We start from the raw sequence: 24,756 nt of genomic DNA, 5'->3' as shown, positions 1-24,756 counted from the left end.
AGCCAAATTAGTTTCAGGATGCCATGATGCGCAGGACGGATAGTCCAATTGATCCCAGTCGCGATTTCACCGCCGGCTCCGTGAACGGCCGGTCGAAACTCGTCTGGTATGTCGACTACACTTTCAACTACACATCCGTGGTGCGCGATATAATGCGGGCCGCTGCGCAAGACCTTTACCAAGACCAGGCGGTCGTTGCATTCCGTCAGGCCCCTTGCGCCAACCAATCTGACCAACGGGACCTCACGGCGCGCGCGGCCGTCGCTGCGGGCTGGCAAGGCAATTACCTGGACATGCATAGCGCGCTGCTTGAGCATTCCGGCGAGATCGAAAAGCAAGATGTCGAGCGTATGGCGCAGGAAATCGGTCTCGACGTTAAACGCTTCCGGGCCGACTTTCGATCTGACGAGACATGGGATCGCGTCACGCAAGATCGGGCGGCTGCCAAGAAGGCGGGTCTTGAGGATCATAGTGGGCTGATCATTGATGGCCGCATTTATCAGGGGGCATGGGACGAGGCGTCTTTGATGGAAGCGCTTGAAAAGCCGCTGGGACACCGGATCATGCGGGCGGGCGCGGAATTCCAAAATTGGGCAGCCTCTGCAGGGATGGCATTGATCCTTGCGACCTTTTCCGCACTGATCATGGTCAATGTCGGCTTTGACGCGGCCTATGAGCGTCTGCGCGACTTGATTATTTCCATAGGCATTGGTGAAGCCACGTTTGCGTTGTCGGCGCAGGCTTGGGTCAATGATGGCTTGATGGCTGTGTTTTTCCTGTTGGTTGGCATCGAGATCAAGCGCGAGTTTGTGGACGGTGAATTGTCTGAACTCTCCAAAGCCTCGTTGCCCCTTCTGGGCGCGATAGGTGGCATGGCAGCTCCGGCATTGATTTATCTGGCGTTCAATTGGGATCATCCAAGTGCGCACGGCTGGGGCGTGCCGATGGCCACCGATATTGCCTTCACACTTGGGATTTTGGCCTTGCTTGGGGACCGTATTCCCCCGGCGCTCAAGGTGTTCATCACGGCCCTTGCGATTGCAGATGATCTGGGCGCGATCCTTGTGATCGCGGTTTTCTATAGCGAGGGGATCAATGCCGAACCATTGCTGATCGCCGGTGGCGGCTTTGCAACCATGCTTGTCATGAACAGGGTCAAGGTATACGCGCGTGCGCCCTATCTGATTTTGGGTGTGGTGCTGTGGTTCTTCGTGCACGAGTCCGGGTTGCATGCGACGTTGGCCGGTGTACTGACTGCTGCCGCGATCCCGTCCAGACGCACAGGAAATATCGCCGGTGCGGCGGCACAGACATCCGCCTTGTTTGACCGTGAGCTTCGTGTAGCAAAAACGTCTCCAGCGACGGTTTCTTCGCGGTCTCTGCACCTGTTGCAACAGGCGCTGGATCGTCTGCGCGAGCCGGGCTATCACCTGCAACATGCGCTTGAAGGGTGGTCCAACTTTCTGATCTTACCGCTGTTCGCGTTCTTCAACACGGGGATCGTTTTCTACGGGAAATCATTTGATGTGACGACACCCGAAGTTCTGGGTGTCATGGCGGGCCTGATCATCGGCAAACCTCTTGGCATCGTTTTTATTTGCTGGTTGGCCGTAAAAACGGGCATCGTGGACCTCCCGTCCGGCATGACATGGCGGCACATGATCGGTGGCGGCTGCCTTGCAGGCATCGGTTTCACAATGTCGATTTTCATCGCCACAGCAGCCTTTGACGGCGCGGCAGTGAACTCGGTCAAGCTTGCAGTGCTGATTGCGTCGGTCATAGCCGCGACGATTGGTGCGCTCATTCTGCGATCATCTGAACCAGATTGACTCAGACGGGTCTGAGTTCAGGCAAGGCAGTGGTTACCCAAGGCTTGATCGGTGTTAGCTCAAGGCGACCTCTTTTCTGATTAGGTGGAGACGTGACAGTCGGGTTCGACTGCTCAGACGCGTGAAGCTAAGAGGAGAAATCAAGAATGACAATCAAGGGAAAAGTGGCACTTGTGACCGGCGCTGGCCAAGGGATCGGACGTGGCATTGCTTTACGTTTGGCAAAGGACGGCGGCGACATCGCGATTGTCGATATCAATGAAGAAAAGATGGCCGAAGTCGCTAATGAGATCGAAGGGCTTGGCCGCAAGGTGGCAACCTTCAAAGCGGATGTCAGCGACCGAGCCGAGGTTTATGCCGCGGTCGAGCATGTCGAAAAAACGCTTGGCGGGCTCGACATCATGGTTAACAACGCCGGTATCGCGCAGGTCGATCCGATTGCGGATGTCAAACCGGAAGACGTGGACCTTATCCTGAAAATCAACATCCAAGGCGTTCTCTGGGGTATTCAGGCTGCTGCTGCCAAGTTCAAGTCCTTGGGTCACAAAGGCAAAATTATCAATGCATCGTCCATAGCAGGGCACGATGGCTTTGAGATGCTTGGTGTCTATTCGGCGACGAAGTTTGCTGTCCGTGCGCTGACGCAAGCTGCGGCGAAGGAATATGCCAGCGAAGGCATCACGGTGAACGCCTACTGCCCCGGCATTGTGGGAACGGATATGTGGGTCGAGATTGACAAGCGTTTCTCTGAATTGACCGGCACCCCGATTGGCGAGACTTATGAAAAGTACGTGGGTGGCATTGCATTGGGGCGGGCGCAGACACCAGACGATGTCGCCGCATTGGTTTCCTACCTCGCGGGCCCGGACTCTGACTACGTGACAGGGCAGGCAATCATTGCCGACGGCGGGATTGTTTATCGGTAGCATCGCTGCGGATGGTCTCCAATGACCCTTGTGGTGAGACCCAAGTCAGGGTTTTGGCGGCCTGATCGACATCAGTGCGGGGTCTGATCGGCGTGTTACTTTCAGAAATCCCTACTCTTAGGAGGCTCGGATGGGCCGCATTGGCACTTAGGTCGATATCACCAAGGAGACAAGCACATGACTACATCAGATGTTCAATTTGAGAAGTATGAAAGCCAACTCGCCGAATGGAGGGCCCAAGTCGCAAAGCTTGAAGCCAAAGCCGCCGGCGCTGCTGTTGAAGCAAAACCCGCCTATTTGCGCGATGTTGAAGAACTGAAGGAAAAATTTGCAAAATCCGAGAAACAATATGACGAGGCCCGCAAAGCGCAAAAGGACACCTCACCCGATGTGATGGATGGGCTGAAATCTACTTGGCAAGATCTTGGGGTTGCGGTTGGCAAGGCGATGGGTCGTTTTGGCTGATCGGGCACCAGCCGCCCAAACCAATCAATCTAAAAAGGACTGAATTCCATGACTACGAGCAATACAAGCAAGAGCATCGAGAACCTACAAACCGCGCTGTCGATGGAACTGACAGCGATACAGCAATATCTGCTGCACACCCATGTTCTGGACGACTGGGGGCTTGATCTGTTGGCCGGACGGATGCGCGACGAAATGGGCGAGGAACTGGGCCATGCCGGTCGATTTATTGATCGCATCCTTTTTCTTGAAGGAATGCCAAAGATGCAAGCCGCTAAAGCTCCGGTTCAGGCACAGGATCTCGACGCGATGTTTCAATCTGACCTCGTTGATGAGCGCGGTTCAGTGCAGTTTTATACGCAGGCAGCGCAGGACGCGGCTAAAGACAATGACATAGGCACAAATCGATTGTTTGAGGACATAGCGATCGAAGAAGAAGGTCACGTTGATTGGCTGACCCGCCAGATGAGTTTGCTGGAGAAAATGGGCGCGCCGACCTACATGCTTTCCCAGATGGAAGCTCCGCAGGCGTCTTGAGCAATACATCCGTTTCAATGCCGCGCGGAATACAAACGAGTAATATGAGGCCAAGACCTCACCTAGATTACCCAAACGTCCCATCTTTTCAGTGAGTGGTTTGGACGTGCGCTTTGTTTGCTGCAGGAAGGAAATAGAAAAATGGCTGAATTCGTATCGAAAACCGCAAACAATGCTGCAGATGCCTCGGGGTCTGCGGTGCTATTCGCATTAACCGACATGCTGCGTTACCATGCTGCCGCCAAGGACGTGCGTTTTCCACTTAAGGAAATTTTCTTTGATCCCCGGCAGGGCATTTTGCGATTTGTTGCTCTCGACGTAGGCGGATGGTTCGACGATATCGAGGTGGTTGTTTCAACGCATTTGATGAGCGATCCCGACAAAAGCAACCGTGAATGGCCAGTTGAAATAAGTCCCGAAACAATCATGGCCGCGCCGGAATGGTCCGATCCTAAGATATTGAGACAAAACGAAAAAGTGACGATGCCACAGATTTTGGTTGGTCGATTAGGCAGGGGCTTCGCTGGTTTCGCCGATCTTGATCGACATGAGGCACATGATGATCCGGAGGCCCTCGGAAATTTGAGAGTGGATGGATTTGCTCGCCTTAGTGACTGGTTGGGCTTGCCGGTCTTCGGTCATGACAGCGAAGTCGGTACCCTGATTGATATCTTATTCGAACCTAAGACCGGGTCCTTGCAGCATCTGGTGATCGACACTGGAGGGGTGATTGCTGCGCAGCAGATGGTCGTGCCATATGATCGTCTGCTTCATCTGGCCAAGGGCGGTAGTCATGTGGTGATGGACGTGACTGAGAAGCTTCTGAGTGAAGCGCCGCCGCTCGAGTACTTCGACATGCTCAATCGCGCCTGGCTGGACAAGCTGCGGGCCTACTATCAGTTGGCGCCGAGGCTTTGAAGAACAGCACGACATCCGGCTTCGACTTCATCGTCGCCCTGAGGTTGATTTCAGTAATGATGCCAAGAGAATCGAAAGCCACTGCCGGGTTGACTAGGTAGAACGGAGCGCCACATGTTCATCGAAAAATTCCTACCAACGGCCCGAAAGCGGATGTGTTGCATCGAAGCGGATTCAGCTCTGCTACAGGCCGCGCGGCTTCTGGAGCGTGCCCACGACATGCTGTTGGTTCGCGACGCAAAGGGCCGCTTGGTCGGCGCCCTGACCAAAACCGATGCGGTGCGTCAAATAGGGAACTGCACCGGCAGCAGTTGCATGGTGCCGGTGAATGAGGCGATGACCCGGGACCTCATTACGTTGACACCAGAGGGTTTGCTAAAAGATGCCTGGGAGACGATGAAAAAGCATGGGCTTAAAAACATCCCGGTCGTTGATGCCGATCGCAAGCCGCTGGGGGTGCTGAACGCCCGCGACATTCTTCAAAATCTATGGCAGGAGGTCCAGCAGGAAGAGGACCTGCTGTTCAACTATGTGATGAACGTCGGCTATCGCTGATCTTATTAGAAGACCATCCGTTTGATCAACGCACGCAGGCTCAACCTCTGAACGATCAGGGTAAAGATGACGACAGCATGTATTGCGGTAAGGATTTCGGATTTCTCCGCTGACGGCAGCAAGGCGGGCCACTTAGCCTAAGTCTGGCGGCTTTCGCTTAGGTTCCGACTACCGGCGCCAGCGAGATCAGCACTTCGATTGAAGTGTCACCGATGTCCCGTTCACCGGTCAAACCTGCCGGACTCATGCACCCTTGCGGGGCGGGATCGCTCGACAGACATTTGATCACCGCGCTTAAGTTCCACTTCAGTCCACGCCAAACTCCAGCATCTTCTCCAGACCTTCCGTCAGAAACTCTCCGATTTCCGGCTGTCCCAGCAGATAGCGGCTTACCAGCCCCTTATGCTGCTGTCGCGCGAGGGCTTTTGTCTGCTCCCATTCCGCAGGTTCGACGTCCCCTCGGCCGATCCAGAACAGGGCGACCAACCCGTCCTTTTGTTCGTCATTCATGCTCTCGATCTCTTGCGTGATTTCATCGCGGATTAGATCGCCCTTGGTTTCCTGCATGGTAACTGCCAATTCGTCGTCCGTAGCATTGCCGCCAAGGTCGGAAATGACCGCCCCTTCCTTCGCCATCACAGCGTTAAGCCGCAAAACCAGTTCCTCAATACGAGTAGTGTTAAAGGGAAGCGCAACCATCGAAATCTCCTGTTCATTTGATCAATATGTTAACAGGTCAGCTGCGTTCCTAACTGATATCGATCATGATGCTATGCCCTTATCTGTGTGCGTGGTGTTCAGGCAAAAATCGGCACGGGATCTCGGGAGGCGATTGGACACGGGGCGGTGCAGACGCCGACCACTGTTCGCATTGGCTCTGCGAGGACCCGTGGAAAGGGTGAAGCGGGTGCCCCGTGATTAGGGGATCATGCTGGATTTGTGCGACCGAGTTTAGAATGTGCTCCGAAATCAATCTTAATAGCGCGACATGCAATGCCGTTTGTATCCTAAGGTTGATCCAAGTTAGCGAGCGTCCGTTTCTTCGATGTTAAAAACGACAGAGGGTCTGTTCCGCAGTCAGTTGTACCTCTCAATTCTCCCGACCGAGATAATTGTACGATGTCCGAACAAATCCGCAAGAAAGATGATCTGGATCGAGACTGCGGCGAAGCGTCGAGCAGCTGCGCATGGGTAAATGACGGACACTTATACAGGTTGGACAATGAACCCATATCATTCTTTTTTTAGCATCAAACGGCTTTGGATCATCCAGACGGTCGGGATGATCCTCAGTTTTGGTGTTTTGCTGTTCATGGGGCGTCAGATTTACCAGATGGCCCCTCCTATTCCGACGGCCGTGGTTTCCACGACGGGCGAAGTTCTGTTCACCCGCGACGATATCGAGACCGGACAAAATGTCTGGCAATCGATCGGAGGAATGGAGCAGGGATCCAACTGTCGAACTTGAATGTGCGATGCACGCCTGCGACGATCCGACTGAACTTGGAGGTGCGTACGACCGCTACGCACCCTTTCGAGCCCATTGGTAATCGCTAAGATCTGCATCGCTGGCTTTGTCTCAATTCAAGTCTGGTGGATCGCCGCTGATCTGAAATCAGCTCCCCGATACCTAACCAGGCTAATCCGTCAAAACTGCATCTCCTATGAGATCAGGCTCGAGCCAAGGTGTATTGTGTGACTGAAGTCGCCCCATATTCGTGGCCAGCGGCACACATTGTAAGGTAATAGTTCCACAAACGCTTAAACCTTTGATCAAAAGACATGGACTCAATCTCGCTCCATGCGTCACCAAAAGCTTGGTTCCAGCGGCGCAGGGTGATGGAATAGCTGTCTGGGAAAGACAGGCAGTCCACGATTTTCAATCCTGATGCATTGGCTGTGTCGCGGATGCCTCTATCATAAGGCAGCATACCACCTGGAAAAACATGTTTGCGAATGAAATCCTGGGTTGTGCGATATGTGGGATATAAGTCGTCGGCGATTGTAATTGCCTGCACGGTTGCTATTCCATTGTCACTCAGCCGGTCATGGATGGACTTAAAATATACCGGCCAGTATTTTTCCCCGACATGTTCGATCATTTCAATGGATCCTATACCCTCATAGGATCCGGTTTCGTCGCGATAGTCCCGCAGGGTCACTTCAACCCGTTCCGACAGTCCCTCTTTTTGAACAAGTGCGGACGTATGTTCAAAATGTGCTTTTGACAGGGTCAAAGCGGTGACTTTGGCGCCCCGTTCTTTGGCCGCATAAATGGCCAGCGCACCCCAACCGCACCCGATATCCATAAACCTGTCATCTTCCTTGAGGTTTATAGTATCGCACATGCGTTTTATCTTGCGGCGTTGAGCCGTTTCTAATTCTTCGTGTGGGGTTTCGAAAATTCCAGACGAGTAGGACATGGTTTTATCCAGCCATGCGCCATAAAACGAATTGCCTAACTCATAATGTTTGGCCAGATTTTTTGGAGCTTGTTTCTGAGTGTTCAGCAATAACCGGTGCCGAAAAACCTCATACCAGCGCACGAGATTAGAGCCAGGAACAGGCTGGCTGATCAGTGCCAAATTGGCCACAAGAACATCCATGAATGCCTGCAAATCGGGCGTATCCCACCAGCCATCGAGATAGGCCTCCGCAAAGCCAAGATTACCATTGCGCACCACACGGGTGAACAAATGATCATGCCGTACGTTGAGATGTCCGATTGGGCCAGATTGGCTGCTCTTAATGCAAAACTGACGGTCATCAGGCAGAGTGATAATAATCTTTCCTCGTTCGATTTTTTGAAACTTCTTAAAAATCTGGGGGAAGTATTTCGGCAAATCAATCTGATCTGTAGTACTCGTTAGAGCTGTCATAATATCCTCCTCAAGAAGAGCCTGACTTTCCGGACAAACCTGTGTCGCAGCAGGGTGTTTTTCCACGGCGTCGGGGGGAGCAGGCTTTCACTGCCAACCCGCAGGTTCATTAAGATGGACATCGGCACGCTCCTCATTTGAACCGTGACATGGCGCTGTCGAAAGCGCCCGAAATGCTGATCCAGGCCGTGTCGAAGCCAGACTTCATGTCGTCCCATGCCTCGTTACTCGCGTCACGCAGTTCTTTCAGCTTCATCGCAGCTTCATCACGCTGTGCCCGCATCTCGTCGAGTTGCTTGCTAAATTTGATTTTCGCATCGGCGTCGGACTCGGCGACTTTCGCCTTAAACTTGTCGATGTCGGCGTCCCACTGATCCAGCTTCGCCTTGGCCTTCTCGATCTATTGTTCTCTCTCAGTCATGGTGCAATCTCATGCTTGATCCCATCGACGTTGGTTAAAACCAGCTTGTATGCTTGGCCCGTCACGAACTCGTAATTGTTGGGGCTTAAGTACATCCCACCATCGTTACTGCCCATTTCAATAACAACATCAATCACATTGGCGCGGCTAAGGTCGCCCTCGGCGAGGGCGGGACTTGTGGAAACCAGTGCAAGATCTCCAAAATTAGTGGCCATTATTTTCATAACGCTTCCTTTCAGAAAAAGTAGGCACTCATTCTGAGTGCCGTTGTAATCTTGACAGTCTTTTTGCAATGTTGCGTTGATCTGCATCAGGCCGTTGAGATTTAATTGCTTGGCCAAAATTATCTTCCAAGGTTGAAATTCTTGATAGGCATGTTCGCGAAACATGTCGGGACATTCAGGACAATGTGTCGGTCCTGTAAAGGAGCCACATACGCACTGTTCACTCCAGCGATGCCGGGGCCCATTAGGCGGCAATTGGGACACTGAAAGTGCCGTATACCAAGTTACTTCTGAAGTTTGGGTAGGGGGAAATCCGTTCGAACCCAACAGCGCCAGGTTTCCAAGTAAGGCAGTTTCCGGCCAATCGACGCTGGAGACAGATGGGGGTTCTGTCGCAAAGTTTTGGGTATTGTGCAGAGCTGTGTTAGCAACGAGTCTTTGAAATTGAAGGCGAGCTACTAACCGTGACGATTGATTTCAAGGGAAGCCACTACCCCAAGAGCGTCATCCTGTACGCCGTGTTTTTCTATGTCCGTTACGGCGTGTCATACCGCGACCTTGAGGAAATCATGGCAGAACGTGGCGTCGATGTCGACCATGCGACATTGAACCGCTGGGTTGTAAAATTCTCGCCGCTGATTTCAGCAAACGCCCAAGCGAGAAAACAACTGATAGCGATTTCTTGGCGGATGGACGAAACCTATATCAAGGTTCGTGGGAAATGGGTGTATCACTACCGCACCGTCGATCGTGATGGGCAAACACTTGATTTCATGCTGTCTGAGAGGCGGGATACCGCAGCGGCTAGACGCTTCTTCAAGCGTGCCGTTGGTACCAACGGCGTTCCAGATCGGATTGCCATCGACAAAAGCGGTGCCAATTTAGCCGGGCTGCAGAGCCTAAACCTCATTCTCAAGTTTACGAATGCAGCCAAAACCATCAAGATTTTTCAGTCGAATTACCTCAACAATATCGTTGAGCAAGACCACCGTTTCATTAAACGTATCACGCGGCCTATGCTCGGCTTCAAGGCCTTCCATTCAGCTGCGGCAACGCTGGCCGGAATTGAAACTGCACATATGATGCGCAAGGGCCAATTCGGCCAAACAGGCCTCTCTCCATTCAGTCAGTTTGCAACCCTCGCAATATAATTGCGTCCACCGATGACTGCCATTCAGACCGAAGAAATACTTGCGACAGAACCCTCACGACATCGTTCGACGGTTTCTGCCACGCTGAAACTATTATGTCCATTGCCCGCATCGCGGACAATGCTGGTCTTGTCCAACAAGATTTCTGATCGGCCCGTCTTTGCCACGGCCTTTCCAGTTGAGAGTGGCTGAGGGCGGCCGACACCTCGCGCGCTTTGCCTCAGAAAATGCCGTTTAAACACCTATTAAGTATGAAAAAATGTGAAAAAACAATCCACTTCAAAGCGTTCTTACTCCACTGCGCCCTGGCGCGGGGTGTCACGACGGCGGATAGCGTGCTACCCCTTCCATCTGAGCAGGCAAAAAGGAGAGATCTTACAATGACTATACCAGAATGGGTAAAGCCCGGAGTATGGGGTGCTATCGGCGGTGCGGTCGCTGCAATGATCATCGGTTTCGTTTGGGGCGGCTGGGTGACGGGCGGAACGGCTGGAAAGATGGAGACGGCAAGCGCAGAGACGGCTATCGTCCAAGCCTTTACGCCACTCTGTGTTACCAAGGCCGAGCAACAGCCAGAACAGCTTCCGGCCCTGAAGGAGGAGAGCCGCTATAAGCGCGACGATTTTGTCATTGAAGCCGGCTGGGTCAATAACGTGAGCGAAAAATACCGTGACGAGGTCGCAAAGGCGTGCGCATCGATAGTGGTGGAAGGCATGACGACAGATTGAGCTGGAAACAGGTTCACCCGCACGGATAAATTCGGATACATTTAGAGGCAGGTGGCGAACAGCTGCCTGCTTGACGTCTTTGATAGAGCCTATCACCAGATGCACTTAGCTGCGGGTGATGTGGGCCTGTGCCGCGCTTAGTTCAGCTTTTCAATTGCTATCTGAAGCGCCGTTTTTTCGGATAGCTTGTCACCCATGTGCTGCGGACATCCGCTGCAAGCTCCCTCAATGGCTGCGAGGCGACCGGGGTAAAGCTAGGCGTTGAGCTGCGTCCCTGCTTGTCGACGCGATCTGGCTTCGCGCTTTTGAACAGACGTCAGTGCTACAGCACCTGTCCAGTGTGTGTCATCCCGCTTGCGTTATCGGAGCACTGAAAGCTTTCCCGCCGGATGGTATCTAACTATCGTGTTCGTGAGGGTGAGCCATGGCTGCCAATTTTGGCACTGCGGCGCACCCCGGCATCACGCTGAACATCGTCACGCCGATCTGGGACCCGGAGCGCAATACCGAGTCCTCGTCGCTCGAGATACGTTTCGCCCGCGACGGCGACGTACCTCATGGGGCAGAACGTCTAACGCAGGATCGCTTCTATCCGGTCTGCCGACCCAATTATCAGGACGGCGCGTTCGATCTGGAGACGGCGACGCTATTCGAGTGCTCCGGGCTCACGGGCACTTGGGACGCATGGTTCAAGTCGCAGGCGCGCCCTTTTGATCGCTGGGCCGAGGTCAATCGCGGCTCGACCTTTGGCATTGCCGTCAACGTGGCGCTGGAGGGGGCCGGGATCGCCATGGTGCATGATACACTGGTGGTTGACATGATCGCCGGGGGACGATTAGTGCGCCCGTTTGATCACGCGCCGCCGCTGGCGGAGGGATGTTACCTAATCCCTCCCGAAAAGACGGGCCAGACGGCCGCCTCGCGCGCCTTCGCCAAGTGGTTGTGGACGCAGGCGAACCAGGCCGGCACCGCCTGAGCGTTCAGTAAAGTGAGCGCAGGATCAGCCCATCTTTAAATAATGTCCGCAATCTGATTGCCGCTCAGAACAACAAATACACTTAAGGACGTGCGTCGACGTGAGGCTGGTTAGCTTATCTACTAAGTAGTTCAATCACTGCGTCAGCACCGGCAGGGCTCGAAATTGCTAGTGCCATTGGAGCCGCGCCTCCAAGATCTGGATTAGGCTTCTCAAGAAACCGCATCACCAGGGCACCGTTGCCACTGTGAGTTTTGTCTGCGGCCACGTATGCGCGCGCAAAATCATATAGGACCTTACTCCTGTCGGGACTTAGGGGGATTTTTCCGGCCTTCGCTCGCCGGAAGGCCCGTTCAGGAATGAGGTTTAGTACTGGCTGTGAGTTCATTACCTCTAAAATCTTCTCTACGGACTTGGTGGGAAGACCCGTTGTAACCTGGGCGATCAGAGAATCTGTATCATTGATTTCTTCAGGTAGTCCTAAGAGTTCTGATACTCGTTCGACCTCGGTTGCTCGTGTGAGCTTGCCATCCATTGTTAATTCCCTTTTGATTGAGCGGCTAACAGCAATGTCAAAGGGTCACAACTGATTGGATTAATTTGAAACGAAAGGCCCGTGCGTTTTTGATCCCTGCAGCATGGCTCCTTCAATCGCGAAACGGACGAACTAGTTTTAGTTTGGCAGAAACCGTCGAGCGATGTCGTGGAGCGATCCTTTTTTGGCCGTCGAGCAAACGTGCCTCTGGCGAGGCTGGCCCTCGTATGCGCTTCGACAAGGTGCTGTCTGCAAATTTCACCAGAAAGATCGCGCCCGCCGCAAGCCTCTTGGTATTCTTCAGGGGTAAAGTACCAAAAAATGATGCCAAACTTGGGATTCGGCAGCATTCCATTTAAGCACCGGGCGCACGGCCGGTAAGCCGCGCGCTCAGCGGTTTTTTCTCAAGCGAACCACCAGCGCTCGGCCCAACGCTCGCCGTCCATGTCCCAGTTCGACGCAGCCTTTTTGGGCATCCCGATCTTTTTGGTCGTGGCATAGACGTAATTGGCGAACATCGGGATGACGACGGACCCTTGGGTGCTGACGATCTCCTGCAGCTCGAAATACTGCTGACGACGCTTGTCCTCATCCAGCTCGGCGCGGGCCTCTTTGAGCAATGCGTCGAACGTCTCGTTGCACCAGAAGCCGTCATTCCATTCCGCCCCGCAAGTGAAGGCGATGGAAAACGCCTGATCCTGAACTGGGCGACCGCCCCAATAGACCGCTGTGAATGGCTTTTTCATCCAGACGTCGGACCAATAGCCATCGTTCGGCTCGCGCACGACATTGATGTTGATGCCCGCATCCTTAGCTGAGTTTTGGTAAAGCGTTGCAGCGTTGACCGCACCGGCGAAGGCGGCGTCCGCGGCTGACAGGCTGACGTCAAGCGACTCCAGGCCCGCCTCCTTCAGGTAGAACTTGGCCTTATCGGGGTCGTATGTCTTCTGCTCCAGTTCGGTGTTGTAAAATTGCTGATTCTGGCCAACTGGAATGTCATTCCCGACCGAGCCGTAGCCGAACAGGATCTTTTCGACCAGTTCCTCGCGGTTGATCGCGTATTTCATCGCGAGGCGCACGTTGTTGTCGGCATAGGGATCCTGTCGCGAATCCATGGCGAAGGTAAAATGCTGCGTCCCTGCGATCGAACTGATGACGAGGTCGGGATAGCGCGACAGCAGGTCGATGGTCTTGAGGTCCAGCTTGTCGACAGTGTCGACGTCGCCCGACACCAGCGCCGTGGTGCGCGCGTTCTGATCGGTCAAGACCAGCAGTTCAATGCTTTCGAACCATGCGACGTCGTCGCGCCAATGGTTTTCGTTGCGCTCCAGCGATGTCGATATGCCGGGGTCGAACGATTTGATCTTGTAGCTGCCGCAGCCGTCGCCGGATTTCCAGTCGATGCCGTCATCCGTGGCAGGCAGGATGGACAGGTGGTAATCGCTGACGATAAATGGGAAGTCTGCATCGCCACCATCCAGCGTAAAGATGACGGTATCGTCGCCCTCGATGGTGATATCTTGGATCGCGGCAATGAGCGGACCGGCGGCCGAGGTTGTGCCTTCGGCGCGGTGGAAGTTGATCGACGCGACGACGTCTTGGACAGTTACAGCCTTGCCCGAATGGTAAGTGACGCCCTTGCGGATCTTGAACCGCCAGATTTTGGCATCCTCGGACGCCTCCCAGCTTTCGGCGATTTCGGGGCCGATCGAACCGTCGGCCAGCACTTCGGTCAGGTGGCCATCTTTGGCGAAGGTCAGCGCGATAGTATAGCCGTTTTCGAACATGCCGGGGTTCAGCGTATCGGTGGTTGCGCCGTGGCCTTTGCCGATGCGCAGATGCCCGCCGCGTTTGGGTGTGGCGGCCATGGCGCCGCCCAGCGGCAGCGATGCGGCGATGCCGCTTGCAGCCGTGGTCTTCAGAAATCCGCGCCGGTCGAGGCGACCATTCGTGATGAGCGACATGTGTATCTTCCCTTTTATTATTTTTCTCAAGGTCTTGGATCTCGTCCCGCTGCACGCGTCTCGGCGGAGGCGCCTTTGTCCCGGTTAGCCGGGCGCAATGCGGTGTCAAGGTCTGCCCTCTGCGTCGGCCTAGAATAGCCGCCGGGCTGAGATGCGCCCCAGAGGTTATTATGCCGTAATGCCAGATTGCAACGGCCAAGGGCTTGCGCCTTAGTTCTGTGAAGGTGGGCTTTGTATAGGTTGATTTATGAGCCAATACAACCGAGAGCGCGAACGCCACGAATCTAATTTTAGGCCTGATCGACACCGGAAAGGGCAAACCTACCGACCCGCTTTCGTTAAGGCTTCACCTCTGACGCCGTCATGCGTTAGTTCACTGTTGCCTCAGCTCTACGGCCAAACTGCTATATGGCGCGGCGCTGCTCGATACCGGCAAGAAACGCGCGGCTCTAGAAAAGCTGATCGACGCCTTTGTCGATGGGTTGTTCGCGGGTAGCATTGCCGCCTTCGATCTTTCCAGCACACGGCTCTTTGCGGCCCTCGCGGCCATTGCGCTTTCCAAAGGCTTCGCTGTCGCCACGCGGGACGTCCGGCCTTTTCGGGATATGGGTGTCGAGGTGATTAACCCGTGGCAACAGGACTGACTGCCAAGGCCACCAAGGTCGGTGCCCCGCCTGGGCGCGCGCACCGCGCTCTAGGCTTGAGCCAAAGATCTGCTTTCTAACCCAAACCGACCCTACCAACATGAATGTTTTCGTCCTGTCGGTGGCATAAAGTTTCAACCTGCACCGAATAATTGCTGGTCTTGTAGCGCACCAGTGCCTGCGAACTGACCCGCCCACTTGTCTGGTCACAGGCGTCAAAGGGTGCCGCCGGCAGATCGGCCATTGCCTCCAGATCCCGTTCCAGCCGCTGCCCGATCGTCTCGGTATGGCCGCGCAAAGTATCCGCCGGTCGCTTGCAGCATTGCTCTTCGAGCCAGATATTGAACTCATCCCAGGATGCAAAGTGCGGCACCGGCACCATGAAGTTGCGACGCGCATAACCGACCAGCCCTTCGACGCCGCCCTTGTCGTTGCCCTTGCCCGGGCGTCCGTAGCGATCACGGATCAGATAATGGGACAGAAAGCCGCTGGACAGTTTTGCCCGTTTGCGTGTGCCGTCCGGCAGGATGCTCGCCACCAGACAGCGGTCGTTGTCGTAAATAACCGATACCGGCACCCTGCCGAAGAACTCAAAGGCATGAACGTGACCATCGACCCAGGCCCCGGAGATCGCAGCCGGATACGCCCTGATGTAACAGGCATCGCTGTGCGGCAGGTCGAAGGCAAAGAAATGGGCCTTCTGTTCGACCCCGTCGATGATGACCATCGCTTCGCCAAAGTCGGCCTGTGCATGGCCCGGCGGGTGGATCAGCGGCACGAACATCTCACGACCGCGCCGGTCGCGCTCTCGGATGTAATCCTTCACGATGGTGTAGCCGCCGGTGAAGCCGTGCTCATCACGAAGCCGTTCCGGCACCCGCTTCGCCGTGTGACGTTGCTTGCGGTTCCGGCCCTGATACTGCACAAGCCAAGCATCAATGATCTCGGTGAACCCATCCAGCTTGGGCCGTTTTATCTCAGCTTTGCGCCGGTATCCCGGTGGCACCGAAAAACTCAGCATCTTTCTGACGCTATCGCGCGAAATCCCGAAATGCCGCGCCGCTGCCCGCGCGCTCATGCCGTCTCGACAAGCAAGACGGACCTTCCTGTAAAGTTCCACGGTGAAAATACCCCAACCCTCCCTGTCACCCGAAAGGACAAGAGTGGCCGACTTTTACGCCGACCGCAGCAGGCTCATCCCGCCTCTCCCGCGGCCGAGTTTGTCACCGCCGTTCTCAGTGAAGATATAGCAGTCGAAGTGCCTAGTTCGTGGTGCTGCGTCGATGCGGTTACCCGGCGGCCGCAACGGATCGCTCAAGACATCGTTCGACAGTTTCTGCCAAGCTGACTGCCTAGAAAACCATCAAATCTAAGGCCAGTTCCCAAAAACTGACATCTGGTCCTAGTTTTGTGCTAAGCAGTGACCGCTAGATCGAAAACAATGCGCCAATTACTCCATGCTTTCACCCAGTCGATCCGCCTTTTCTGCACCCCGCTCGCCCATCGGCTCATCATGTCCGACGGTGGTGTCATAGCGGGTCTGGGCTTCCATCTCGGCGTTCAGTTCGGCGCCCATTAGTACGATGTAGGCCGAAATCCAAAGCCACATCAGCAGTACGATTGCACCGCCAAGGGAGCCAAAGCTTTCGTTGTAGGAGCCGAAGTTCGAAGCGTAGAGGGCAAAGCCGACCGAGGCCAGCAGCCAGACGACGCAAGCGGCGATCGATCCGATAGACACCCAGCGCCATTCGGCCTGATCACGGTCTGGGCCAAACCGGTAGAGAGCGGACAGCGCGACCGCCAACAGGGCCAGCATCAACAGCCAGCTTGCGCCAGCCACAGCGATTTCGACCGCGGGTCCGAGGTTCACAAAGGCCATCGCGGCGGGGACGGCCATGAGCAGTATCATCACCAGAACGGCGCCGGCGATCAGCGCGACGGTTAGCCCAAAGGTGATGATTTTGAGCCAGATAAAACCGCGCGTTTCGTCTTCGTCATAGGCGACGTTTAGCCCTTCGATCAGGCTGCCGACGCCCTTGGACGCCGAGTAAAGCGCCAGCACGATACCCAGAACCGCCGCTAGACCAAGGCCACCTTGACGCGAGCCTGCGACATCCTGCGCCTGCGATAGAATGATGGTTGCGACCTCTTGGGGCATGATGTTGGTCAGGGTCTGCAGTTCGTCCACGATCTGCGTCGGGTCGACCAGCAGGCCACCAATTGCCAGAAGCGCGGTAAGCGCGGGAAAGATCGCCAGAAGCGTGTAAAACGCGACACCGGCCGCGATTAGGCCGACATGATCGCTCGCCATTTCATTTTTGACGCGCAGGGCGATATCCAGCCAGCCTTTTGCCGGAATATCGGTTGGCTTTTCGGCGTTGCGGCCACGGGACATACGGTCATTCCTAAGGCGGATTGGGTGGGCTGGGGCGGAGCCACTATCAGCGCCGCCCAATATCTTAGCTGTATTTCTTCTCGCCGCCGATTGTCTGACGTCTTTGGTCGAGCGTTTTACCACCAACTGCACTCAACTGTGAGTGATTCGTACCGGGGCCATGCTCAGCTTTGCCAGGGCCATCTGAAGCGCCGCCTTTCGTTAATTTTTCGGCCATATGTCGCAGTCAGCGTCTGCCTGTTCTCGCGCTCTCTCGGCAGTTTCGCTTCATTGCTAATGTCCCTTGCAGGAGCCGTCGAGATGTTAGGATGCAGGGGTTTGCTGGTGCGCCATCCGCAGCCATTTCCCGTCATCCTGGAGGTATGAGGATGTACAGATGGCCTCGTAGATCGGTATATTATCGCGCTCTGCGGAGACGTGATAGGCCAGCACAGCAACATCTTTTTCTCTATTGAAGCTGCGCTCCGTAAAGACGACGGACCGCCATCGCTGCGCGACCGTACTCTCTCGCCAAAGAGAATCTCCCTGAAGAATTCCGACTGGATATGGGAAAACAAAAACAGCGCCTTTCGCGGTCATGTTCCGCGCGCTGTCAGCACCTTCTGTCCAGAACTGTTCTTCAAGAGCCCAAAGGTCTTCTTCGTCTGCCATACTCTATGATCTTTCATTTATGAGGTGTTTTGTCTTCTGCCAATGGAAACGGATCGCTGCCTAACGAAACCTTAGTCGGGTATTTCAATGACGATCCGACAGCTTTGCAAGAGTGCTCTCCAGCGAGCTTTTCATTTTGCTCGCTGCGCCCTTCGTGGCCTGCTCCAACGTTAAAGCCGCATGTTTGACGACGGTGGGCTGGTGCCCCTTGAGCCTTGCTTCCAACATGCAATGATTTTCCTCGCAGCCGGTTGTGCCGGTGTTGAGATCACTGAGGGGGACTTCAATTCTCGTGATATGTTCGTCGAGATGGGCCAGTTCCTGTTGAACCAAACTCTTGATAACGTTTGTGAGGACTTCACTCCCGCCGATGTTGTTGTCCGCACTAACCTCGATGTGCATGCTGATACCCTTCGAAAGCTCCCTCGCAAATGCAAGGGATGGCTGGGCCTAAGATATAATTGTATGTCGTCGGGCTACGTTGCGCAATGCTCTGGATCAAGCGCTTTAAAAAGCTGCTTTTTCGTGTGTCCGCGTTGCCCTATAGAGCTGCCATCCAACCATTGAATATACTGCGCGATTGAACAATCCCTCTCTGAGAAAGCTGCGCTGCGTCAGATCAATCGGCCAAGGCCGCCATAGGGCCGTTCATGTCGACCAGGCGAGCGCGGTGGCCTGGACCGCTTGCTGCGTCGCCGCATGGCTGGTTTGATGCCCAGACTGTTCACCGCTGCATCTTGCACGAATGATCACTTCTGGAAGGGAGTTGATCAAAATCGTGTCATCATTACCCTGATAGACCTCCCAAATAGCAAAGAGAGCTTCGTTGCCCCCTTGAGGTTCCGAGAAGAATCAAGTTTATGCGCGTCTAATAGCGCTAGGACCCGGTGAAAGCCCGGGTGGCTCTTCCGGCCGCTGATCCGCCGGACAACCCTTAAATATGCTAAAACTGCACTGCCGGGCCGTCTTGCGAAAGACATTCCGACGAAGGGTATTGGACTATTCATGATTTCAATTTCTGACTACCGCCAACAGTGGTTTGGTAACATCCGTGGCGATGTGCTGGCCGGTATCGTCGTCGCTCTGGCCCTGATACCCGAAGCGATCGCCTTCTCAATCATCGCAGGCGTGGATCCGAAGGTGGGTCTCTATGCCTCTTTCTCTATCGCGGTTCTGATCGCCTTCACCGGCGGGCGGCCCGGCATGATTTCGGCCGCCACGGCTGCCACAGCCGTCCTGATGATTACCCTCGTGAAGGACCATGGCCTCGAGTACTTGCTCGCGGCCACTGTTTTGGCCGGGCTGCTTCAGATCGTGGCAGGCCTTCTCAAACTCGGGCGCTTCATGCGCTACATATCAAAGTCGGTGATGACAGGCTTCGTCAACGCTCTGGCTATCCTTATCTTCATGGCGCAGCTTCCTGAGTTGAACCTCAGTAATCCTGGCGTCAGCTGGCTGACCTATGCACTGTTAGCAGCGGGACTGGCTATCATATACCTCTTTCCACGCATCACGACGGCGGTGCCGTCCCCGCTCGTTACGATCGTCGTGCTGACGGTGGTTGTGGTTGCAATGGGCTGGGACGTCCGGACCGTGGGGGACATGGGAGCCCTTCCGGATACGTTGCCCGTCTTCCTGATCCCGCAAATTCCACTGACATTTGAGACTCTGCTGATCATCGTCCCCTTTTCAGCAGCAGTCGCCGTCGTCGGCCTTCTGGAAAGCCTGATGACGCAGAACATTGTCGATGATCTGACCGATACCAAGTCCAACCGGAATCAAGAGTGCATCGGTCAAGGCATCGCCAACACGGCGACCGGGTTCATCGGGGGCATGGCTGGCTGCGCGATGATCGGACAGTCGATCATCAACGTGAAGTCCGGTGGTCGGGGGCGTCTCTCGGCATTCACCGCAGGTGTCGTTTTGCTGACCCTCGTCGTTGGCCTGGGCGATCTCGTAGCGCGCATCCCAATGCCGGCCCTTGTCGCCATCATGATAATGGTGTCCATCGGCACATTCTCTTGGTCCTCGATCAAGGCGCTGAAAGTGCATCCACGCTCATCCTCGATCGTGATGATCGCGACGGTGGTCACTGTCGTCTACACCCACAACCTTGCCATCGGCGTGTTGGTCGGCGTGCTACTGTCCGGCATCTTTTTTGCCGGTAAGATCGCCCAGCTATTCCGCATTTCGTCGATGCTTTCCGCTGACGGGCGCGAGCGGACCTATGTGCTTGAGGGTCAACTTTTCTACGGATCGACCGAGGATTTCGCGGATGCTTTTGATTTCCGTGAGGCGCTTGATCGTGTCATCGTCGACGTTAGCCGGGCGCATATCTGGGATATCAGCTCGGTTCAGGCGCTGGACATGGCAATTCTCAAATGGCGCCGTGAAGGTGCAGATGTTCAGATAATCGGCATGAACGAAGCTTCTGAGACTATCGTCGACAAGCTTGCCATTCATGACAAGCCTGGCGCGATGGATCAATTGATGGGGCATTGAAGGAGAAACGATATGGACAAAATACTCACGCTGCTGGACGGCTCAGCCTACTCCGAGAGCGTCTGTCACCATACCGCCTGGATCGCGCAGAAACTGAATGCGGGTGTCGAGGCAATGCACGTTCTTGGTCGCCGCGAGGGGGCGGCCTCCTCGGATCTTTCGGGCGCCTTGGGCCTCGGTGCCCGGTCGACCCTGTTAGCAGAGCTTTCGTCTCTTGATGAGCAGTGGGCCAAGCTGGCTCAGGCGAAAGGACACGCCATCCTGGAAGATGCGAAAGCCATTCTGGAGCAGGATGGAGTTCCGGTCGTGAACCTTCGGTTGCGCAAGGGCGACATCCTTGATGCTGTCCGCGAGGTCGAGAACGACATCCGTGCCATCATCATCGGCAAACGGGGTGAAGGCGCAGATTCTGCGAGGGGCCATCTCGGCTCGAACCTGGAACGGATCGTGCGCATCTCAAAGGTGCCGGTGTTCGCCGCCTCGCGCGAGTTCAAGCCAATCTCAAAGGTTCTTGTCGCCTATGATGGTAGCTCCAGCGCCAACATTGCCATCAAACGCATGTCGGTCAGCCCGGCTTTCAAGGATCTCGACGTCTGCGTGCTCTGTGTCGGACAGGACAATGCCCGAGCTCAGGCAACTGCCGAGGAAGCGGTTGCAAAGCTCCATGGCGCAAACATCCTGGCGTCACCTCGCGCCGCCACCGGCGAGCCCGAGGAGGTTCTGGCCAAGCTGGTCTCCGATGAGGGCTTCAATTTGCTGGTCATGGGAGCATACGGCCATAGCCGGATCCGAAGTCTCATCATCGGATCGACGACTACGGCGATGATCCGGACGGTGAAGATCCCCGTCCTCCTATATCGCTGACGGCTGCATGCGGCTTCCAAGAGAAGAGATCCAGAAATTGCAATTTCATATTCCCAACAAGCCGCTGAAAGTGGGTTTCAACCGGCAATGCTTCAAGTTGCTTCATTCTATTTTTACGGGTACGAATGGCCTTGCTGCACAAACTGAAGTGGTCCTACTTTTCTGGACAGTTTTGCGGCTCAGCTAAGATCATCTGAGTTAGGTTTAATGCCGCTTGGTTTAGTTGTGCCTAGTCACGAATTCAGTACGGCATTGGGAAAGAATCCTAAGCACTCACACACGACATCTAACATTGAATTTTTCCAATGTTTCCTGTACGTTTAAATAGACGGAGCTAGAATACCGACAGGAGAGCTGGGTTAGAAGCGTGTGCTGGAACAAGATATCCAAGCCGCCCGCTGGTTCCAAGTTGACCCAACCAATCTAGGCGGTCGAAAAAATATATTATTCAACAAAAGTTGCCCGATTGGACTCCAATCGCGGTGAAAGAGGAGACTCATGACCACCTACGCACAAGCGAGAATATCAAACCCCTCACGCTATTTCGAAACACCAAGTCATGTTCTAAGCGACGTCAAACTCAGCCGTGATGAAAAGGTAAAAGTTCTAAAGTCGATGGTTCTTGACGCAGATCAGAAGTTGGAGGCGACGTCTGAAGGTATGGCTGGAGCAACTCCAGCATACAACATTGAGGAACTTCAGTCAGCGTTGATCCAACTCGAAAGAACGTGAGACTATTGAGAACCCAAACCTTCAGAATAGCCGCTTCCAGCGGATTATGGTCGTGACAACCATTGATCGAGATTTGAATCGTGAAATCGCAGATGTTGCCTTTGACATGGCAGAGACCGCGGGCGGTAAGGTAAAGTGTGCTTGCTTAATATTGTCCCGTCGGCGTTCGAGGGGGCCGGGCTATCGGGTGCAGGACCAATGGTTATTTCCGTTCCTCTAGTTGCAAATGATGACTATAAAAACATTGAACACCGCAAAGAGCAACTCGCAGAACTAAGGGCTGAAATTGATTCAAACGTTGAAACCGAGATTGAGGTACGCAGCGGCCGGATCGAAGAGGTGATCGTTGACTATGCTAATGATTGTGATGCTGATCTCATCGTGGTTGGTTCTCCGAACCGTTCTTGGCTCGAAGCTTTGTTTGATCCTTCTATTGCACGACGGGTCACGAGATCGGCACCCTGTCCTGTTTTGGTCGTACCAGGACCAGCATAGCTCGATAGTTTTCCGTCTACGGGTCAAGGGGCCTGAGTCTGTGAGATCATCAAGCCCCGCTACTTGGGATATGTCAGTTCAGTAAGTTATTATTTGCTATAAAACAGCCGTTTAAGACGAATTCCTGTTGTGATTCATATGCGCCTTGTGCGGAACTTGCGCATGTGAACACAATGCAGATGAGACGATCATAGCCAAAGAGCGTTACTTGGAAGCCGCAACCTATCACCGCTTGAGAGAGGAACAGGTGGAGATGATCGCGAAGCCGCACGACCCGAACGGACTAGATGCTGAAAGCGCCGTTGTGGCCGCGTTAGGCGAGGTGGCGGATATCTAGTCAGTCACCGTCTTGGCCGACCGGCAGCGCACTAACTGAGCAAAGGAGAACGCATATGGAAGAAGTGTCAATCACCCACGAGGGCGAGACATACGAGGGCGCATACAGCAACAAGGACGGTATCATGACCGTCACCTATGATGGAGATAAGAAATCCCGCGAGATCGGCGACGATTCAGGACATCCCCTCGAACTAGCTAAGGTAATCTTGGGCGAAATGGTGAAAACGGCGCAGTCGTAAAGGTTTTGTGCGTGCTGGCCGACCCGTTGCTATTGAGGAGATAGGTCACTGCCAATGTCCTGTACTCGCATCTTATCATTCGCGACTACCTTCATCGCGCCTTCGACCAGCGCGTCACGGTCGATACACAGCACATCGGACAGATCAGTGTCCAGCAGGCGCCTCAGTATCTGACCATCGAAAACTACGTGGGCATCAAGTTTGATAAAACCCGAGGCACACTGAACATCGGCAGTTCGACAACGACACAGATGGGATCAACCGTTTGACGGGCTGGCTAAAAGGCAGAAGCGTTCTGACTGTGTTCGAGGCCTCAGGGTGTTATCACCGTCAACTGGAAACGAACTTATCCGAGGCACATTTACCTTATTCCAAAGTGAACCCTCGCCAAGCGCGACGCTTCGCTGAGGCGACCGGAAGGATTGCCAAAACTGATAAAGTTGATGCCGAGGTCTTGGCTAGAATGGGCGCTGTTCTGGAACTCTCTCCGCAAAACCCAAAGTCAGGAATTATCAGTGTTCTCAGAGAGATGATGAATGCACGTCGTGGCCTCATCAAAGACCGCGTCGCGGTCAAAACACGGATCCAGACAACGATGCAAACTCTTCTGAAGCGCCATCTGAGGGAACGGTTGGCCCAGGAGGAAAAGCATCTCAAGCAGCTAGATTCCGCTATGAAGGAGGCCATCTCTGCGAATGAGCAACTTGTGAGCGATACGTGAACTGCGACCACTATTGCTTTTGAGGGTAGGGTGATTGACCCATTTCCGCCAACATCTTTTCTCTGAAGACCTCCGCAGGTGTTTTCCATCCTAAGCACTTTCGCGGCGTGTTGTTGAGGCGGTCGCTGATTTCCTTGATATCGTGATCCGTGAGCCGCCGGATATCACGCTTGCGGGGGAGCCATCTTCGAGCCCTTCGATTGGTGTTTTCAACCGTTCCTTTTTGCCAGGGTGACGAGGGATCGCAGAACCAAGTTTGCGTCCCAATCTTTGCCTGCAGTTGGGGCCAGCTGACGAACTCGCTACCTCGATCAAAAGTGATGGATCTGCGGGCGATATATGGCAGGTCTTTGATTGCTTTCATGATCTTTCCCATCACCGGTTTGGTGCGCTTGTTGGGGTTCTTCAAGATCACTGTAAAGCGACTGACGCGCTCAACCAGCGACGTGACATTTGTTTGGCCACGTTTTTGTTCAAACAGCATCAAATCACCTTCCCAATGCCCAAACTCGCGACGATGAGCGACATTGTCCAGCCTGAACAAGATGCTGACATCGCGGTCAAACTTCGACTTCTGGCGTTTGCGAGCACGGCGAGGAGTGCGGTTCTTACGGTGCATTGGCAGGTACCACCACAATTCCTGTGCCATGCCTTCTTTGGAATAGATGTGTCGGTAGATTGTCTCCTGGCAGACACGTTGTTTGACCCCGTCAAAGATCATCCGATTGCCGATTTGCTCAGGCGTCCAACCGTTCTTAAGGTGTTCGATCACTCGGTTGCACAAGTCAGGATGTCGGATCAGCTTGCGTTGTGTTGATCGTCGTCGATGCGTTGACTCGTGCGCCGCCATTCCGAAGTATCCCGCATACTTCTTGGGAAAGGCATCGTCAGCCCAGAAATTGCGTTTGATCTCTCGAAAAATCGTGGACTTGTGACGCTTCAAAACACGCGCCATCTCAGCGACGGGAACTTTCGCGTGCCACCAGCCTTCAATTCTACGACGTTCTTGCATGCTTAGTTGCGTATAAACGGCTCCCATGCGATGATCTCCTCATTAGATAAACCA

General features: G+C 54.4%; 26 protein-coding genes, 2 pseudogenes and 1 other annotated feature. Of the genes and pseudogenes, 17 read left to right on the top strand and 11 right to left on the bottom strand.

Annotated elements, in window-relative coordinates:
- Positions 1 to 26 precede the first annotated feature (26 nt).
- The 6 genes from nhaA (at position 27) to MK6180000_RS19950 (ending at position 5,230) form a co-directional block, all read left to right on the top strand.
- Positions 27 to 1,829 carry a Na+/H+ antiporter NhaA gene (gene nhaA, locus MK6180000_RS19975; protein WP_212751957.1) on the top strand — a complete coding sequence of 601 codons (1,803 nt, stop codon included), beginning with the start codon at positions 27 to 29 and terminating at the stop codon, positions 1,827 to 1,829.
- Between the two features lie 146 nt (positions 1,830 to 1,975).
- Positions 1,976 to 2,755, top strand: a complete 780-nt coding sequence (locus tag MK6180000_RS19970; protein ID WP_138936657.1) for an acetoin reductase — start codon at positions 1,976 to 1,978, stop codon at positions 2,753 to 2,755.
- Positions 2,756 to 2,932: 177 nt separating this feature from the next.
- A complete protein-coding gene (locus MK6180000_RS19965) occupies positions 2,933 to 3,220 on the top strand; it encodes a sll1863 family stress response protein (protein WP_138936656.1) in 288 nt (95 codons plus the stop codon).
- A 102-nt stretch (positions 3,221 to 3,322) separates the two neighbouring features.
- Complete coding sequence (locus tag MK6180000_RS19960) at positions 3,323 to 3,757, top strand: bacterioferritin (RefSeq protein WP_246040635.1); 435 nt, start codon at positions 3,323 to 3,325, stop codon at positions 3,755 to 3,757.
- A 141-nt stretch (positions 3,758 to 3,898) separates the two neighbouring features.
- Positions 3,899 to 4,675, top strand: a complete 777-nt coding sequence (locus MK6180000_RS19955; RefSeq protein WP_138936654.1) for a PRC-barrel domain-containing protein — start codon at positions 3,899 to 3,901, stop codon at positions 4,673 to 4,675.
- 114 nt (positions 4,676 to 4,789) lie between these two features.
- The gene (locus MK6180000_RS19950; protein ID WP_138936653.1) at positions 4,790 to 5,230 is read left to right on the top strand and encodes a CBS domain-containing protein; all 441 of its coding nucleotides are present in this window, start codon (positions 4,790 to 4,792) and stop codon (positions 5,228 to 5,230) included.
- Between the two features lie 306 nt (positions 5,231 to 5,536).
- Here the strand turns inward: MK6180000_RS19950 and MK6180000_RS19945 are convergent, their stop codons facing one another.
- A complete protein-coding gene (locus tag MK6180000_RS19945) occupies positions 5,537 to 5,929 on the bottom strand; it encodes a DUF3775 domain-containing protein (protein WP_138936652.1) in 393 nt (130 codons plus the stop codon).
- Positions 5,930 to 6,425: 496 nt separating this feature from the next.
- Between MK6180000_RS19945 and MK6180000_RS19940 the strand changes: the two genes are divergently transcribed.
- The gene (locus tag MK6180000_RS19940; RefSeq protein ID WP_212751956.1) at positions 6,426 to 6,698 is read left to right on the top strand and encodes a hypothetical protein; all 273 of its coding nucleotides are present in this window, start codon (positions 6,426 to 6,428) and stop codon (positions 6,696 to 6,698) included.
- Between the two features lie 202 nt (positions 6,699 to 6,900).
- Here the strand turns inward: MK6180000_RS19940 and MK6180000_RS19935 are convergent, their stop codons facing one another.
- The 3 genes from MK6180000_RS19935 to MK6180000_RS19930 all read right to left on the bottom strand — a co-directional run bounded on the left by MK6180000_RS19935 (position 6,901) and on the right by MK6180000_RS19930 (position 8,919).
- Positions 6,901 to 8,109, bottom strand: a complete 1,209-nt coding sequence (locus MK6180000_RS19935) for an SAM-dependent methyltransferase (RefSeq protein WP_138936651.1) — start codon at positions 8,107 to 8,109, stop codon at positions 6,901 to 6,903.
- 133 nt (positions 8,110 to 8,242) lie between these two features.
- The gene (locus tag MK6180000_RS21110; protein WP_484335614.1) at positions 8,243 to 8,509 is read right to left on the bottom strand and encodes a sll1863 family stress response protein; all 267 of its coding nucleotides are present in this window, start codon (positions 8,507 to 8,509) and stop codon (positions 8,243 to 8,245) included.
- A 17-nt stretch (positions 8,510 to 8,526) separates the two neighbouring features.
- Entirely contained in the window at positions 8,527 to 8,919 is a 393-nt protein-coding gene (locus MK6180000_RS19930; protein ID WP_138936650.1) for a cupredoxin domain-containing protein, read from the bottom strand.
- Between the two features lie 299 nt (positions 8,920 to 9,218).
- Between MK6180000_RS19930 and MK6180000_RS19925 the strand changes: the two genes are divergently transcribed.
- The 3 genes from MK6180000_RS19925 to MK6180000_RS19915 all read left to right on the top strand — a co-directional run bounded on the left by MK6180000_RS19925 (position 9,219) and on the right by MK6180000_RS19915 (position 11,609).
- Positions 9,219 to 9,905, top strand: coding sequence for an IS6 family transposase (locus MK6180000_RS19925; RefSeq protein ID WP_138936649.1), 687 nt, complete (start codon positions 9,219 to 9,221; stop codon positions 9,903 to 9,905).
- Between the two features lie 380 nt (positions 9,906 to 10,285).
- Positions 10,286 to 10,633 carry a hypothetical protein gene (locus MK6180000_RS19920; RefSeq protein ID WP_138936648.1) on the top strand — a complete coding sequence of 116 codons (348 nt, stop codon included), beginning with the start codon at positions 10,286 to 10,288 and terminating at the stop codon, positions 10,631 to 10,633.
- A gap of 424 nt (positions 10,634 to 11,057) precedes the next feature.
- Entirely contained in the window at positions 11,058 to 11,609 is a 552-nt protein-coding gene (locus MK6180000_RS19915; protein WP_138936647.1) for a LysR substrate-binding domain-containing protein, read from the top strand.
- A gap of 115 nt (positions 11,610 to 11,724) precedes the next feature.
- On the opposite strand, the gene MK6180000_RS19910 is transcribed toward MK6180000_RS19915, so the two are convergent.
- The 6 genes and pseudogenes from MK6180000_RS19910 to MK6180000_RS19885 all read right to left on the bottom strand — a co-directional run bounded on the left by MK6180000_RS19910 (position 11,725) and on the right by MK6180000_RS19885 (position 18,200).
- On the bottom strand, positions 11,725 to 12,144 hold the full coding sequence (locus tag MK6180000_RS19910; protein WP_138936646.1) for an MbcA/ParS/Xre antitoxin family protein: 420 nt from the start codon (positions 12,142 to 12,144) through the stop codon (positions 11,725 to 11,727).
- 404 nt (positions 12,145 to 12,548) lie between these two features.
- Positions 12,549 to 14,108: an ABC transporter substrate-binding protein gene (locus MK6180000_RS19905; RefSeq protein ID WP_138936645.1), complete on the bottom strand. Its 1,560-nt coding sequence runs from the start codon at positions 14,106 to 14,108 to the stop codon at positions 12,549 to 12,551.
- A 780-nt stretch (positions 14,109 to 14,888) separates the two neighbouring features.
- Positions 14,889 to 15,872: pseudogene (gene istA / locus MK6180000_RS19900) on the bottom strand (IS21 family transposase); the annotation flags it as partial.
- 330 nt (positions 15,873 to 16,202) lie between these two features.
- Positions 16,203 to 17,147, bottom strand: coding sequence for a YihY/virulence factor BrkB family protein (locus tag MK6180000_RS19895; RefSeq protein ID WP_138936644.1), 945 nt, complete (start codon positions 17,145 to 17,147; stop codon positions 16,203 to 16,205).
- 303 nt (positions 17,148 to 17,450) lie between these two features.
- Positions 17,451 to 17,798 (bottom strand): hypothetical protein, encoded by a 348-nt coding sequence (locus tag MK6180000_RS19890; RefSeq protein WP_138936643.1) that lies wholly within the window; start codon positions 17,796 to 17,798, stop codon positions 17,451 to 17,453.
- An 84-nt stretch (positions 17,799 to 17,882) separates the two neighbouring features.
- The gene (locus MK6180000_RS19885; protein ID WP_138936642.1) at positions 17,883 to 18,200 is read right to left on the bottom strand and encodes an HPF/RaiA family ribosome-associated protein; all 318 of its coding nucleotides are present in this window, start codon (positions 18,198 to 18,200) and stop codon (positions 17,883 to 17,885) included.
- Between the two features lie 475 nt (positions 18,201 to 18,675).
- Positions 18,676 to 18,731 (top strand) — a sequence feature (sul1 is cis-regulatory element that is thought to sense ions involved in sulfur or methionine metabolism; They are found in Alphaproteobacteria).
- A 72-nt stretch (positions 18,732 to 18,803) separates the two neighbouring features.
- On the opposite strand from MK6180000_RS19885, the gene MK6180000_RS19880 reads away from it, so the two are divergent.
- The 7 genes and pseudogenes from MK6180000_RS19880 to MK6180000_RS19860 all read left to right on the top strand — a co-directional run.
- The gene (locus MK6180000_RS19880) at positions 18,804 to 20,300 is read left to right on the top strand and encodes a SulP family inorganic anion transporter (protein ID WP_138936641.1); all 1,497 of its coding nucleotides are present in this window, start codon (positions 18,804 to 18,806) and stop codon (positions 20,298 to 20,300) included.
- A gap of 12 nt (positions 20,301 to 20,312) precedes the next feature.
- Positions 20,313 to 21,164 (top strand): universal stress protein, encoded by an 852-nt coding sequence (locus tag MK6180000_RS19875; protein WP_138936640.1) that lies wholly within the window; start codon positions 20,313 to 20,315, stop codon positions 21,162 to 21,164.
- Between the two features lie 498 nt (positions 21,165 to 21,662).
- The gene (locus MK6180000_RS20815) at positions 21,663 to 21,896 is read left to right on the top strand and encodes a hypothetical protein (RefSeq protein WP_246040634.1); all 234 of its coding nucleotides are present in this window, start codon (positions 21,663 to 21,665) and stop codon (positions 21,894 to 21,896) included.
- A gap of 141 nt (positions 21,897 to 22,037) precedes the next feature.
- Positions 22,038 to 22,391 carry a universal stress protein gene (locus MK6180000_RS20810; RefSeq protein WP_246040633.1) on the top strand — a complete coding sequence of 118 codons (354 nt, stop codon included), beginning with the start codon at positions 22,038 to 22,040 and terminating at the stop codon, positions 22,389 to 22,391.
- A gap of 208 nt (positions 22,392 to 22,599) precedes the next feature.
- Positions 22,600 to 22,728: a hypothetical protein gene (locus MK6180000_RS20925; protein ID WP_281284969.1), complete on the top strand. Its 129-nt coding sequence runs from the start codon at positions 22,600 to 22,602 to the stop codon at positions 22,726 to 22,728.
- Positions 22,729 to 22,783: 55 nt separating this feature from the next.
- Positions 22,784 to 22,969, top strand: a complete 186-nt coding sequence (locus tag MK6180000_RS19865) for a hypothetical protein (RefSeq protein ID WP_138936639.1) — start codon at positions 22,784 to 22,786, stop codon at positions 22,967 to 22,969.
- 235 nt (positions 22,970 to 23,204) lie between these two features.
- A pseudogene (locus MK6180000_RS19860) lies at positions 23,205 to 23,690 on the top strand (IS110 family transposase); the annotation flags it as partial.
- A 10-nt stretch (positions 23,691 to 23,700) separates the two neighbouring features.
- Here the strand turns inward: MK6180000_RS19860 and MK6180000_RS19855 are convergent.
- The gene (locus MK6180000_RS19855; RefSeq protein WP_138936637.1) at positions 23,701 to 24,729 is read right to left on the bottom strand and encodes an IS30 family transposase; all 1,029 of its coding nucleotides are present in this window, start codon (positions 24,727 to 24,729) and stop codon (positions 23,701 to 23,703) included.
- Between the last annotated feature and the right edge of the window lie 27 nt (positions 24,730 to 24,756).

Source organism: Roseovarius arcticus, from assembly GCF_006125015.1.
Taxonomy (GTDB): Bacteria; Pseudomonadota; Alphaproteobacteria; order Rhodobacterales; family Rhodobacteraceae; genus Roseovarius; species Roseovarius arcticus.
This window is presented reverse-complemented; position numbering and strand designations above follow the sequence as displayed.